General features: G+C 62.7%; 13 protein-coding genes. 10 read left to right on the forward strand and 3 right to left on the reverse strand.

The genetic code is table 11. The features are described 5' to 3' along the window. The first annotated feature begins 188 nt into the window (after window positions 1-188). From proX to QIW53_RS19695, 9 genes are all read left to right on the forward strand, one after another. Window positions 189-1217 (forward strand): glycine betaine/L-proline ABC transporter substrate-binding protein ProX, encoded by a 1029-nt coding sequence (proX, locus tag QIW53_RS19655; protein ID WP_371051301.1) that lies wholly within the window; start codon window positions 189-191, stop codon window positions 1215-1217. Between the two features lie 72 nt (window positions 1218-1289). Continuing rightward, a complete protein-coding gene (locus tag QIW53_RS19660; RefSeq protein ID WP_371051302.1) occupies window positions 1290-2609 on the forward strand; it encodes an NAD(P)/FAD-dependent oxidoreductase in 1320 nt (439 codons plus the stop codon). A gap of 41 nt (window positions 2610-2650) precedes the next feature. Next, complete coding sequence (locus QIW53_RS19665) at window positions 2651-3553, forward strand: dihydrodipicolinate synthase family protein (RefSeq protein ID WP_371051303.1); 903 nt, start codon at window positions 2651-2653, stop codon at window positions 3551-3553. Window position 3554: 1 nt separating this feature from the next. Next, window positions 3555-5045 carry an aldehyde dehydrogenase gene (locus QIW53_RS19670; RefSeq protein WP_371051304.1) on the forward strand — a complete coding sequence of 497 codons (1491 nt, stop codon included), beginning with the start codon at window positions 3555-3557 and terminating at the stop codon, window positions 5043-5045. A 259-nt stretch (window positions 5046-5304) separates the two neighbouring features. Continuing rightward, window positions 5305-6270, forward strand: a complete 966-nt coding sequence (locus QIW53_RS19675) for an amino acid ABC transporter permease (protein ID WP_192307984.1) — start codon at window positions 5305-5307, stop codon at window positions 6268-6270. 15 nt (window positions 6271-6285) lie between these two features. Beyond that, window positions 6286-7044 carry an amino acid ABC transporter ATP-binding protein gene (locus QIW53_RS19680; RefSeq protein ID WP_192307985.1) on the forward strand — a complete coding sequence of 253 codons (759 nt, stop codon included), beginning with the start codon at window positions 6286-6288 and terminating at the stop codon, window positions 7042-7044. Window positions 7045-7116: 72 nt separating this feature from the next. Beyond that, window positions 7117-7956, forward strand: a complete 840-nt coding sequence (locus QIW53_RS19685; RefSeq protein ID WP_371051305.1) for a transporter substrate-binding domain-containing protein — start codon at window positions 7117-7119, stop codon at window positions 7954-7956. A gap of 81 nt (window positions 7957-8037) precedes the next feature. Beyond that, entirely contained in the window at window positions 8038-9339 is a 1302-nt protein-coding gene (locus QIW53_RS19690; protein ID WP_371051306.1) for an NAD(P)/FAD-dependent oxidoreductase, read from the forward strand. Between the two features lie 26 nt (window positions 9340-9365). Further along, window positions 9366-9836 carry an Lrp/AsnC family transcriptional regulator gene (locus QIW53_RS19695; protein ID WP_192307989.1) on the forward strand — a complete coding sequence of 157 codons (471 nt, stop codon included), beginning with the start codon at window positions 9366-9368 and terminating at the stop codon, window positions 9834-9836. Between the two features lie 16 nt (window positions 9837-9852). Here QIW53_RS19695 and QIW53_RS19700 read toward each other — a convergent pair whose 3' ends face one another. Beyond that, window positions 9853-10926, reverse strand: a complete 1074-nt coding sequence (locus QIW53_RS19700) for an NAD(P)-dependent alcohol dehydrogenase (RefSeq protein WP_371051307.1) — start codon at window positions 10924-10926, stop codon at window positions 9853-9855. Between the two features lie 278 nt (window positions 10927-11204). On the opposite strand from QIW53_RS19700, the gene QIW53_RS19705 reads away from it, so the two are divergent. Next, window positions 11205-12125 (forward strand): universal stress protein, encoded by a 921-nt coding sequence (locus tag QIW53_RS19705; RefSeq protein WP_371051308.1) that lies wholly within the window; start codon window positions 11205-11207, stop codon window positions 12123-12125. A gap of 25 nt (window positions 12126-12150) precedes the next feature. Here the strand turns inward: QIW53_RS19705 and QIW53_RS19710 are convergent, their stop codons facing one another. Further along, window positions 12151-13518: a sensor histidine kinase gene (locus QIW53_RS19710; RefSeq protein ID WP_371051309.1), complete on the reverse strand. Its 1368-nt coding sequence runs from the start codon at window positions 13516-13518 to the stop codon at window positions 12151-12153. Next, entirely contained in the window at window positions 13515-14177 is a 663-nt protein-coding gene (locus tag QIW53_RS19715) for a response regulator (RefSeq protein WP_201192377.1), read from the reverse strand. Before QIW53_RS19715 ends, QIW53_RS19710 begins: the two co-directional genes overlap by 4 nt.

The following is a 14177-nucleotide window of genomic DNA, read 5'->3' on the forward strand; positions in this document are numbered from 1 at the left end:
CCTGACCCAGGCGATGGGCGCACGAACCAACGCCGACCCGAGCCGGCGCTGGTACCACACCGGCCCCGTGGGCGTGGCGCTGCGCCTGGTCGGCAGCAAGCCGGCCAGCGCGCCGGGCAAGACTGCGTGAATGTTTTCCTTTTTGAATCTGCCGTACACCCATAACAACCACTAAAAGGTACGTGATGATGTTGAACAGCAATTTCACCCGCAACCTGCTCCAGTGCGCTGGCGCAGTGACCCTCACCCTGGCTTCGCTCACCGCTTTCGCTTCGGCCGACAAGCCTGGTCAAGGCGTCAAGGTCACGCCGATCTTCCCGTCGATTGCCGAGGAACGTTTCCGTGGCGAGGTGGCGATGGAAGGCCTGCGCGAGCTGGGCTACAACGTGCAGGAACCCAAGGAGACCGAGTACGGCGTGATGATGATGGCGCTGTCCGGTGGCGACGCGGACTTCACCGTGCACTTGTGGGACCAGTTGCATGACGAGTTCTACCAGAAGGCCGGTGGCGACAAGACCATGGTCAAGGCCGGCGACATCCTGCCCGGCGTGTTGCAGGGTTACCTGATCGACAAGAAAACCGCCGATCAGTACAACATCAAATACATCACCGACATGAAGAAGCCGGAAATCGCCAAGCTGTTCGACACCGACGGTGACGGCAAGGCGGACATGACCGGTTGCAACCCGGGCTGGGGCTGCGAACTGGTGATCGCTCACCACATGAAGGCCTACGACCTGGGTGGATCGATCAACGTCAACCAGGGTTCCTACTTCGCACTGATGGCCGACACCATCACCCGCTACAAGGAAGGCAAGCCGATCTTCTACTTCACCTGGGTGCCGCAATGGATCGCCAGCGTGCTGGTCGAGGACAAGGACGTGGTCTGGCTGGAAGTGCCCAAGACCGACCTGCCGGGCGGCAAGAACGACGTCAACACCATGTACAAGGGCAAGAACCTGGGCTTCGCCGTGGACAAGGTCGAGGCGGTGCTGAACAAGGACTTCGCGCAGAAGAACCCGGCGGCCCTGAAGTTCCTCTCGCTGGTGCAGATCACCTCGGACGACGAGAGTCAGCAGAACCTGAAGATGCAGGAAGGCGAGAAAAAGCCCAAGGACATTACCCGCCACGCCAAGGAATGGGTACAGGCTCACCGCGCCCAGTTTGACGAGTGGCTGAAGGCTTCACGGGCTGCTGCGATGCAAGCCAGCCAATAACCACCTCCCCGCGCCCTTTCCTGAAAGTCTGTTGCAGCCGGTGATGCCGGCTGCGACGGAGAAGGTTGGATCATGACAAAAATAACTTCGTTGCCGGCCGATGACGACAGCTGTGGCTGGTTCCTGACCAGCCGCCAGCGCACGCCGACTGCCGCTCACCAGGGCAATACGGTCGCACGTTGGGTCATCGTCGGTGCCGGCTTCACCGGCCTGGCAGCGGCGCGCCAGTTGGCCAGCCATTTTCCTGACGAGCAGATCATCCTGCTCGACGCACAACAGGTGGGCTTCGGCACCTCGGGACGCAACGCCGGGTTCGCCATCGACCTGCCCCATGACATCGGTGCCGAGGACTACATTGGCGACATCACCCTCGCCCGCAAGAACATGCAGCTCAACCTGAGCGGCAAGAATGCCCTGAAGGCGCTGGTCGAACGCTTCGACATCGATTGCCAGATGAAGCACTGCGGCAAATACCAGGCCGCCGTCGAGCCCCGTGGCATCGCGGTGCTGGACGCCTATCGCAGTGGCCTGGACAAGCTCGATCAGCCCTATGAAATGATCGAAGGCAGCGACCTGCCCGATCACATCGGCACCACCTTCTATCGCAAGGCGCTGTTCACGCCGGGCACCTCGCTGATCCAGCCGGCCGCGCTGGTCAAGGGCCTGGCCGACAGCCTGCCGGCCAACGTCACGCTGCATGAAAACACTGTGATCACCGATGTGGAATACGGAAGCCGCACCGTGCTGCGCCACGCCGGTGGCTCGATCACTGCCGACAAGCTGCTGCTCACCAACAACGCCTTCGGGCAGCACTTCGGTTTTCTCAAGGGGCGCATGCTGCCGGTCTTCACCTATGCCAGCCTGACCCGGCCGATGACCGAGCAGGAACAGGCGCGTCTGGGCGGCAAGCCGTACTGGGGCGTGATTCCGGCCGACCCGTTCGGCACCACGGTGCGGCGCACCCCGGACCATCGGCTGCTGATCCGCAACAGCTTCAGCTTCAACCCCGACGGACGCAGCCAGCACAAATACCTGGAACGCTTCGCCGCTCGCCATCGCGCCTCGTTCGACCGGCGTTTCCCGATGCTCCCTGAGCTGGCGTTCGAATACACCTGGGGCGGCGCCCTGGCGCTGTCGCGCAACCACGAAGGTTATTTCGGCCAGCTCGGGCCTGACGTCTACGGCGCGCTGTGCTGCAACGGCCTGGGGGTGACTCGCGGCACCGCCACCGGCCAGTTGCTCGCCGACTGGCTGGCTGGCGAGCGCAATGAGCTGATCGAGTTCCTGCTGAACTCGCCGGGCCCGAATGCCAACCCGCCACAACCCTTTCTTTCGATCGGCGTCAACCTGAACCTGGCCTGGGGGCAACTGCGCGCCGGCAAGGAAGGTTGATTCAAGTCGTTAACTCACCATCACCGCACTGAGGCTCACTCATGAAATTCGAAGGTATCTACACCCCGGCCATCACCCCCTTGGCGGCCGATGGCAGCATCGACAAGGCCGCGTTCGCCAACGTTCTGGAATACCTGGTCGAGTCCAGGGTCCACGGCGTGATCATCGGCGGTTCCACCGGCGAATACTACGCGCACTCCGCCCAGGAGCGCTTCGAGCTGGCCGCCCAGGCCAAGGACGTGCTCAACGGCCGCCTGCCGCTGATCGTCGGCACCGGTGCCATCCGCACCGAGGACTCCGTGGCCTATGCCGCTGCCGCCCGGGAGATCAAGGCCGATGCCCTGCTGGTCGGCACCCCGCCGTACGCGCTGCCGACCCAGGAGGAAATCGCCCTCCACGTCAAAGCCGTGGATCGCGCCGGCGGCCTGCCGATCATGCTCTACAACTACCCGGGCCGCATGAGCGTGAGCATGGGCGAAGCGTTCTTCGATGCGGTCGCCGATGTGAAGAACATTGCGGCCATCAAGGAAAGCTCCGGTGACATGGCCCAGTTGCACCGCCTGGCCATCCAGCGCCCGAACATCGCGCTGTCCTGCGGCTGGGACGACCAGGCCCTGGAATTCTTCGCCTGGGGTGCCACGAGCTGGACCTGTGCCGGCTCCAACTTCATTCCACGGGAACACATCGCCCTGTACGAGGCCTGCGTGATCGAGCAGGACTTTGCCAAGGGCCGTCGGATCATGGCCGAGCTGATGCCGCTGATGGACTACCTCGAAGGCGGCAAGTTCGTGCAGTCGATCAAGTACGGCAGTGAGCTTCAGGGCCTGCGCAGCGGTGGCGTACGCGCCCCGCTGCAGGGCCTGAACGACCGTGAAAAAGCCGAACTCAAGGACGTGATCACCACCCTCAAGCGCAATATCGCCCAGATCACCGGAGGTGCATGAAATGGCTGAATTGTTGAGCAAGGAGCAATACGCGGCGTTGGCCTGCCAACTGAAATTCCGTACCCAGGCCTTCATTGACGGTGAGTTTCGCGATGCGATCTCGGGCAACACCTTCGTCACCACCAACCCGGCCACCGGCCAGAAGCTGGCCGACGTCGCCGCCTGCGACGTGCAGGATGTCGATGTCGCCGTGGCGGCCGCCAAACAGGCTTTCGAAGATGGCCGCTGGGCAAAACTGTCGCCGGGCGAGCGCAAACATATCCTGCTGGACTTCGCCCGCCTGCTGGAAGAGAACGCCCATGAACTGGCCGTGCTGGAAAGCCTGGACAGCGGCAAACCGGTCAGTGAATGCCAGAACGTCGATGTACCGGAAACCATCCACACCCTGCGCTGGCATGCCGAGCTGATCGACAAGATCTACGACAGCACCGCGCCTACGGGTTCAGCGGCGGTGACCCTGGTGGTGCGCGAAGCCATTGGCGTGGTGGGCCTGGTGCTGCCGTGGAACTTCCCCCTGTTGATGCTGGCGTGGAAGATTGCGCCGTCGCTGGCCGCCGGTTGCTCCATCGTGGTCAAACCGGCCAGGGAAACCACCCTCAGCGCCCTGCGCGTGGTCGAGCTGGCGCACCAGGCCGGGGTTCCGCCAGGGGTGTTCAACATCGTGCCCGGTGGTGGTCGCGAGGCCGGCGAAGCCATCGGCCGGCACATGGACGTGTCCATGGTCAGCTTCACCGGGTCTACCGAGACCGGGCGTCTGTTCCTCCGGTACGCCGCCGACTCCAACCTCAAGCGCGTGGTGCTGGAGCTGGGTGGCAAGAACCCGGCCGTGGTCATGAACGACTGTGAGGACCTGGACGAAGTGGCCCAGTTCGTCACCGCCGGCGCCTTCTGGAACATGGGCGAAAACTGCTCGGCCTCCTCGCGCCTGATCGTTCACAAGGACGTGAAGGACGACCTGCTCGGGCTGATCGCCAAGCACCTCAAGGACTGGAAACTGGGCGATCCGCTGGACCCGGACAATCGCCTGGGGGCCATGGTCAGCAAGGCGCATTTCGACAAGGTCAGCTCGTATCTTGAGCATGCGGCTGAGCACAAGCTCAAGGTGGTCGAGGGTGGTTCGACCGAATCCGGGGTATTCGTGCAACCGACCATCATCGATGGCGTGGGCCGCGATGATCGACTGTTCGTCGAGGAAATCTTCGGCCCCGTGCTGAGCGTGACCTCGTTCTCGACCCTCGATGAAGCGATCGAACTCGCCAACGACACGGTCTATGGCCTGGCCGCCTCCGCCTACACCGGCAGCCTGCGCAATGCCCTGCGTCTGTCGCGGGAGATCCGCGCCGGCGTGGTCACGGTCAACTGCTTCGGCGAAGGCGATGCCTCGACACCGTTCGGAGGCTACAAGGAATCGGGCTTTGGTGGACGTGACAAATCGATCTGGGCCCACGATCAGTACACGGAGTTGAAAACCATCTGGATCAACGCTTCGTAGGGAGCCTGAACTTCCATCGCGGGCAGGCTCGCGCCCCACTGGGGCAATACCTGCCCGCGTTGGACGTCACGCGGCAACGCATGGCGAGCAACACGAAAGGTTCAGGCTGTCGACCCTTTCCCCCAGTTGTAGAGGCTTGACCCCTACATCTGCGTCAACTAACCCGCTACTCCACCATTTCGCCGGGTCCCGCCCGGCATTCTGCGCGCACATAATGGACTTACAACAATAAAGGGGATCCCCCTAAGGCGTGTAAGCCATGTACAAAGACCTTGTCGTCAAACCACGCAGGACCGATAGCGCCGTCTTCATGGGATCGGTCGCTGTCGTGATTTTCGTCATCACGCTGGCCTGCGGTTTGGGCGAGGGTCGCCTGTCCCAGTTGATGGGCCCCATCGTCCTGGATCTGCAGGCCCCGCTGGCGCGTGACATCGCCGTTGGCTTCACCTTCACCCTCACGGTGGTGTTGAACCTGTTCATTCTCGGCCGGCTGCCGTTGCGCACGCAGATCATCACGGTCTGGTGCGAATTGCTGGCACTGTTCCTGTTGTTCTTCGACACCTTCAACCTCTCCTACAGCTTCATCGCCACCAAAGTCGGCTTCATGATTACCCAAGGGGTATTCACCACGGTCTACGTGTCCGCGATCTCGATTGCCATCGCGTTTGTCCTGGCGTTGCTGGGGGCGACGGCGCGGTTGTCTTCCAATGGTTTCGCCATTGCCATCGCCAGCTTCTACACCTCGTTCTTCCGTGGTGTTCCATTGCTGATCCAGATCTACCTGATCTACCTGGGCATTCCTCAGCTCGGCTATGTGGTCGGGGCCGTACCTGCCGGGATCCTCGCGCTCTCGCTGTGCTATGGCGCCTACATGACGGAGATTTTCCGTGCCGGCATCAGCAGTATTCCGCGCGGCCAGTGGGAAGCCTCACGGGCGATCGGACTCAATCCGTTCCAGGCCATGACCCGGGTGATTCTCCCGCAGTCCATGCGCCTGATCATTCCGCCGACGGGCAACCAGTTCATCTCGATGCTCAAGGACAGTTCGCTGGTGTCGGTGATCGGGGTCTGGGAGCTGATGTTCCTGGCACGGACACAAGGCCGCGCCGAGTTTCGTCACCTGGAAATGCTCATCACCGCCGCCGTGCTCTATTGGCTGCTGTCGATCGTGCTGGAAACCGTCCAGGCGCGCCTGGAAAAGCACTTCAACCGTGCCCACCGTTGAGTCAGGAGCCTTAGGATGAATCAGCTTGCAACCGCGCTCTGCCCTGCCGTTTCGATCAACGACATGCACAAGTGGTATGGGGAATTTCATGTGCTCAAGGGCATTGACCTGCACATTGCCAGCGGCGAAATCGTGGTGGTCTGCGGGCCGTCCGGCTCCGGCAAGTCCACCTTGATCCGCTGCCTGAACCTGCTGGAAGACTTCCAGAAAGGCAGCGTGTTCATCGAGGGCGTCGAGTTGACCCGGGAAGCCACCCGCGTGGCCGACGTCAGGCGTCAGGTCGGCATGGTGTTCCAGCAGTTCAACCTGTTTCCGCACATGACCGTGCTGGAAAACCTCATGCTGGGGCCGCGCCTGGTGAGCAAGCTCAGTGAGGCCCAGGCCCGTGAACTGGCCTGCGAATACCTCGCCCGGGTACGCATCGGCAACCAGGCAGACAAGTATCCCGGCCAACTCTCCGGGGGCCAGCAGCAACGTGTGGCCATCGCCCGCGCCCTGTGCATGCGCCCGCGCATCATGCTGTTCGACGAACCGACCTCGGCGCTGGACCCGGAAATGGTCAAGGAAGTGCTGGATGTGATGGGCGAGCTCGCCCAGGACGGCATCACGATGGTGTGCGTCACCCACGAGATGGGATTCGCCCGGCGCGTCGCCGACCGGATCATCTTCATGGACCAGGGCTGCATCATCGAACAGGCCAAACCCAAGGAGTTTTTCGACAACCCGCAGCACGAACGCGCCCGGGAGTTTCTATCGCAGATTCTCAGCCACTGAGAAGCATCAGCCGTACCGCCCCAAGTCATCGACAAAAACAACAACAAAACCCGCGCCCCTGGAGGCTTACCCATGATCTCGCTTACCCGTTTCTTCGCAGTCGCCGCTGTCGCCACCGCCGTCACGACCACCGCAGGTGCTGCCTGGGCCGGCGCGACCCTCGACCGCGTGCATGACACCAAAGTGATAAAAGTCGCCACTGCGGCGAACTGGCCACCGCAGTCGTTCCTCGGTCCGGACAACAAGCTGCAGGGCTTCGATATAGACGTCGCCACCGAAATCGGCAAGCGCCTGGGAAGCAAGGTCACCTTCGTCACGCCCGAATACGGCATCATCACCGCCGGACGCTGGTCGAATCGCTGGGACCTGTCGGTCGGCTCCATGACCCCCACGACCGAGCGCAGTCGGGTCCTCGATTTCCCGGCGATCTATTACTACACCCCTTATGTCTTCGCGGTGCACAAGGATGCCGCCGGGGCCAAACCGGCGGACCTGAACGGCAAGGTGATCGGCGTCGAAGCCGGGACGACGTCGGAGGATTACATCAACCGTCGCCTGAAAATCGACGCGGCCGATGTGCCGGCCTTTACCTACGACGTCACGCCCGGTGAAATCCAGACCTACGGCGACAGCATGGGCCCGCTGGATGACCTGCGCATGGGTAACGGGGTGCGCCTGAATGCCACCTTGTCCGCGCTGCCGACCATCGTTGCCGCCGTCAAGAATGGCTATCCGATCGTGCAGGTCGAAGGCAAGCCTGCCTACTACGAACCGCTGGCCATCGCCGTCGACAAGGGTGACGACGCCTTCAACAGTGCGCTGACCAAGATCGTCGCGGACATGAAAACCGACGGCACCCTCAAGCAACTGTCGGAAAAATGGTACGGCGCCGACCTCACCCAGGTGCAATAACCCCTCCATGCGTTGCCGGGCGCCCGTCTTGAACGCGGCGCGCGGCTTGCCTGTGCCGTGAAAATAAGGACAACGCACTTCATGTACATCAACAACTATTACACCGCCACCATGCAATACGCGACCGAGCACGCGGCGCTGACAGGTGCTGCGAAAGCCGACGTGTGCATCGTCGGCGCCGGACTCGCCGGTCTCAGCACCGCCTGGGAACTGCTCTCGCGTGGCAAGTCCGTGGTGCTGCTCGACGCCGGTCGCGTGGCCTGGGGAGCTTCCGGGCGCAACGGCGGTTTCGTCCTGCAGGGTTGGTCCGAGGGCCTGTCGTCCATCGAGCGTCGGTGCGGCAAGGCGAACGCCGCAGCGCTGTTCAAACTGTCCCTCGAAGGGGTCGACACAGTTCGCGACATGATCGCCCGGCATCAATTCCCGGGCTGCGCGCCAACGCCTGGAAAACTCAGCGTCGTGCGCTATGAGGATGGCGACAACCTGCAGCGACTGCGCGACAAAATGGCCACCGACTTCGATTTTCACCTCGAGTACCTGGATCGCCAGGCCGTGCGCGAGCGCTTGAAGACCGACCGCTATTTCCAGGCGCTGCGCGATGTCCACGGCTTTCATTTCCACCCGTTGAATTATTGCCTGGGGCTGGCCCAGCTCATTGCGCGCAACGGCGGCAGGATCCATGAGCATTCAGCCATGGTCCGGGTGCAGAGCGAGCGCGGACGGCACCGGGTGATCACCGATCAAGGCAGCGTCGATTGCGCCCATGTCGTGTATTGCTGCGGTGGCTACGGTGGCCCCGAGTTCGGCAAGCTGCGCCGCGCCTTCCTGCCGATTGCGACCTACGCCGTTCTCACCGAACGCCTGGGCGAGCGCCTGGCGGACACAGTCGCGACCACCGACGCGGTGGGTGACAATCGCCGGGCCTCGGACTATTACCGGATTGTCGACGGTGACCGCCTGCTCTGGGGCGGCCGGATCACCACCCGCAACCTGCAGGATGAAAAGCGCCTGGGCCAGTTGCTGACCGACGACATTCTCGATGTCTATCCGCAGTTGCGCGGCATCCGGATCGATAAGGCCTGGTCCGGGCTGATGGGCTATGCGCGGCACAAAATGCCGCACATCGGCCCCATGGGTCAGGGCTTGTGGACATGTACATCGTTTGGCGGCCATGGTATGAACACCGCGCCGATTGGCGCACGCGTCATTGCCGAAGCCATCTGCGGCGAGACCGATCGCTACCGCCTGTTCGATGCCTATGGCCTGCAATGGAACGGTGGCCCGCTCGGCCCGGCAGCCGCACAAACGGTTTACGCCGGCCTGAAGATGATGGATATGTTCCAGGAAACCCGTTCGCAACGCCGAGCGGCCGTTAAAAACTGAAGCCTCGCGAGGTCAAGCCAGTGTCCATGGATGTGCAGCGTTCCGGTCCCCTGTTCAACCTGACCGACAAGGACAGGCAATTGCTCGGCCTCTTGCACGCCAACGCCCGGGAGCCCACCGCTTCGCTGGCGCGCAAGCTCGGGGTGTCGCGCTCGGCGGTGCAGGAGCGAATCACCCGCCTGGAAAAAGCAGGCGTCATCACCGGCTACAGCGTACGCATCGATCAGGACCGGCTGCAGCAGACCATCAACTGCTTCACCATGACGTCCTGCACCAACAAGAGCTACACCGATGTCATGACCTCGCTGCGCAAGATGGAGGCGGTGCAGGCCGTGTACGCGGTCTCGGGCGAGTCGGATTTCATCATCCACCTGGTCACGGCGACCCTGAGCGAACTCAACGCCGAGCTGACCCGGATCAACATGATCAAGGGCGTGGCGCACACCGCCTCGCACATCGTGATGGAAACCAAATTCAGCCGGAAGTTGACGCTGTAGGCCCTGGCTTATCGCCTCACGGTGTAATCGCGATCTTCATCACGCCATCGCGTTGATGCGCGAACAACTCGTAGGCCGCTTCAATATCGTCGAGTTTGAAACGGTGGGTCACCAGTGGCGACAGGTCCACGCCGCCACTCTGGACCACCGCCATCAGGCGCCGCATGCGCTCCTTGCCACCCGGGCACAGGGTGGAAACGATGCTGTAGTCGCCCAGGCCGGCGGCGAAGGCATCCAGGGGAATGCGCAGGTCGCTGGAGTAGACGCCAAGACTGGACAGACGACCGCCCGGGCGCAGCACCCGCAGCGCAGATTCGAACGTACTCTGGGTGCCCAGTGCCTCGATGGACACATCGACGCCACGGCCATCGGTGAGCGCCATGATCTGCTCCACCACGTCGCCGTCCTTGAAATTGACGACATGGGTCGCACCCAGCCGGCGAGCCACGCTCATGCGCTCGGCCACGGCATCCACGCCGATGATCATGGTCGCGCCCTTGAGTCGCGCTCCTGCAACCGCGCACAGGCCGATGGGGCCCAGGGCGAACACGACCACGGTATCGCCGATGTTCACCTCGCCGCGCTCGGCCCCGGAGAACCCGGTGGACATGATGTCCGGACACATCAGCACCTGCTCGTCACTGAGCCCGTCGGGAATCGGGCACAAATTGGCCAGGGCGTCCGGCACCAGCACGTACTCGGCCTGGCAGCCGTCAATGATGTTGCCGAATTTCCAGCCACCGGTGGCACGAAAGCCATGGCGCGTGTCGGGTCCATCCTGGGAACCACAGCCACACAGGCAGGCATAGCTTTGCCCGCTGGGCGTGATGGCCCCGGCAATCACCCGCTGTCCTTCAACAAAACCCCGCACCTGCGAGCCCAGTCGTTCTATTACACCCACCGGCTCGTGGCCCACGGTCAGCCCCTTGGCCACCGGGTACTCGCCACGCAGGATATGCACATCGGTGCCGCAAATGGTCGTGGTGGTGATCCGGACCAGTGCATCCAGCGGTCCGACTTCAGGAATGGGTTTGTCTTCCAGCACGATCCGGTTCTTTTCGACGAAAACAGCCGCTCTCATGGTTGCCATGGTGCTCACTCCTTTTAGCGTGCGTAAACCAGCGTTCGGCACGAATCCGCAGACTGCGCCGTGGACCCGGACGAAGGATTGATAATGGTCAACAAATGCGTCACTGGCTGGCCTGCGAACGACCGCACGTCGGACAGCCAGGTGATTCCCTCACCGGCTTGACACGGATCAAGCCCGGCGACCGCCACAGGGACAGGCTGAAGACGAGGCTTCAAGACCCGGGAATGCCGGGACCATTGGAGCCTGTGATTGCACGGTCACCTAGCGGAGATTGAATCATGTCTGATCAACCACGTTTCATGCTGGTCGTCCCGCCCCTGATGGAAAACAGCCCCGCCTTCGACCGGGCGGCCGCCCTGGCCAAGGCGGCGGGTGCTGCCCTGCACATCGTGGCGTTTGATTATCTGGAAGGCCTGGCAACGGCCGCACTGGTCAACGAGCAGGCGCTGGAACAGATGCGGCTGGGATACGTCGAGCGTCATCGCCGATGGCTCGAAGACCAGGCCAGGCCGTTGCGCAAGATTGGTGTTGCGGTGACGACGGAAGTGGTGTGGGTAGAGGCGCCGTTAGAGGAAATACTCATCCACCTCCAGGAACAGCCGATGGCGGCCCTGATCAAGGCGCTGGAGCACGAATCAAGGCTCTCCCGCCTGTTTTTCACGCCCCTGGATATCCACCTGCTGCGCGAATGCCCGGTGCCCGTGCATTTTGTCAGCCACCTGCACAACGCCCTGCCACGCAAGGTCGTTGCCGCAGTCGATCCGTTCCATGCCTATGGCCAATACGAGGACCTCAACGACAGGATCCTGCGCGAAGCCTGCAAACTGGCGAGCACCTGTGATGCAGAACTGGATGTGATCTACGCCCACGATCTTTCCAGCATCAGTGCGGATGAAATCGGCTTCGGCAATGGCTCGGCATTTTTCACCTCGACGGCCGCCAGCACCCTGTACGACGCGCAGGCCGAGGCCTTTCACGAACTCGCCGAACGCAATGGCATCCCTTCGGAACGCCGGCACATGATCATGGGCAGCCCGGCGAGGGTGCTGTCCAGCTACGCCGCGGCCCATGACACCGATGTGATTGTCATGGGCCGCGTTGGCCACCGTGGCGTGGAACGGCTGGTGGGCAGCACGGTGGAACATTTGTTGTACAAGCTGCCCTGCAGCGTGTGGGTGGTCTCCCCGGAGCCGTCCTGAGCCGTCACGGCGGTCGCTCACGGCATCAAGAGCGACCGATTTCCAACGACGCACGCAACCCGCGAGGCGAACGGTTTTCCAGCCTGACCTGCCCACCGAAGCGCTCGGCAATGGTCTGCACGATGGTCAGGCCCAGTCCAGCGCCGTGGTCATTGCCTCGGCTGTAGAAGCGCTCGAACAGCCGGTCCCGGTCCTGCTCATCGATGCCCGGCCCCTCGTCCTCGACGATCAGCTCGTAGCCTCTTTCTGTGCGGGCCAGCCTGATGGTGATGACCCCGTGGGCGGGAGAGAAGTTGGCCGCGTTGGTGACAAGGTTGTTCAACGCAATGTCGATGGCTGCCGGGTCGACCCTGACAAGGCCGATGTCGTCAGCGACATCGAGCACCGGCTCGATGTCCTTGCTCAACAACCAGGGCGTCAGCTGAATCAGGCTGCCGCGAACCGTCGCGGCCAGGTCAATGGGCTCAGGCGGCTTGCTGTCCGCCCGGGGTTCGATGCGCGCCATGGTGAGCAACTGGTTGACCAGCCGGGTAGTCCGGTCCACGCCGGCAATCAAGTGTTCAAGCGATGCCCGACGGTCCTGTTCACTGCCCTGCTCCAACAGGTTCTGGGCATGCACCCGGAGCACGGCCAGGGGCGTTCGCATTTCATGGGCGGCATCGGCGATGAAGCGCCGCTCACGACCCATCACCTCCTGGATTTGCGCCAGCATCCGGTTGAGCGCTGCCTGCATGGGTTCAAGCTCGGTAGGCAGTGGCGTCAACTGCAGGGGTTCGAGGGAGCCGGGAGGCCTGGCCCGCAACGTAGCGGCCATATTGACCAAGGGTTTCAACCCCAGGCCGATGGCCAGCCAGATCATTGCCGCCAGCAGCAAGCTGCCCAGAATGTTGGGCCACAGGGTGTGACGCACGATCCGGTCCACCAGGTCGGCGCGCACATCGTCGCGCTCCCCCACCCAGATGCGCAGGCCGTTGTGCCGGTCTTCGAGGAGGAAGGCCCGCCAATGACGATTGTTCAGGTCGACGAGGTCGCTGAAACCTGCCGTTCGCGGCGGGGTCTTGAACGAAGGCGCACTCGCGGTGTGCACCAGCACTTCATCCTTGGGATCCCAGACCTGGAACGCGATCTTCGTTTCATAGGGATGCCCGTCAACCTTGGGCTCCGCTTCGCTCAGGGCCTGGTTGAAGGCCTGATACAGGTCGGCGTGCTCCTTGCCGGTCAGGGGCATGCGCATGATGCCTTGCAACAGGCGCGCGTTCTGCGCCAGTTGTGCGTCATAGACTTCGGCGATTTCGTGGTTGCTGTCGTGCAGGTTAAGGACACTGATGAGGGTCAGTCCGACCAGCATCAGGCCGATGATCAGGGTCAGCGTGCGGCGTCTGATCGAGGTCAATGGCGCTCCTCCACCAGGTATCCGACCCCGCGAACGGTACGGATGAGGTCAGCGGAAAATTTCTTGCGCAGGTGGTGGATGTGCACCTCCAGGGTGTTGCTCTCGGCCTCCTCGCTCCAGCCGTACAGCAATTGCATCAGATGATCGCGGGTCATGATCCTGCCCGGTGGCGACAGCAGCTCGTGCAGCAACTGGTACTCCTTGGGCGTCAGCGCCACCGGTTCGCCGTTGTAGCTGACCTGCTGTGTGCCAGGGTTGAGGCGGATCCCGGCGTGTTCGATCAGCGCCTGGGCGCGCCCGGCGCTGCGCCGCAGGAGCGCGCGGATGCGGGCCTTCAGCTCGGCCAGGTCGAACGGTTTGATCAGGTAGTCATCGGCCCCGGCGTCCAGGCCGGCAATGCGGTCTTCGGTGGCATCGCGCGCGGTCAGGATCAGCACCGGCAGAGTGGAGCCGCTGCTGCGCAGGCGCCTCAGCACGTCAAGGCCGTCCATGCGCGGCAGGCCCAGATCGAGGACCGCCAGATCAAATATTTCACTGAGCAACGAATGCAGGGCGCTGCTGCCGTCCAGCAACCAGTCGACGGTATAGCCTTCACGGCTGAGGGCCTGATGAATGCCCTCGCCCAGTGCCGTGTCATCCTCTATCAGTAGTAAGCGCAC

The organism is Pseudomonas fluorescens, assembly GCF_041354075.1.
GTDB classification, from domain to species: Bacteria; Pseudomonadota; Gammaproteobacteria; order Pseudomonadales; family Pseudomonadaceae; genus Aquipseudomonas; species Aquipseudomonas fluorescens_CE.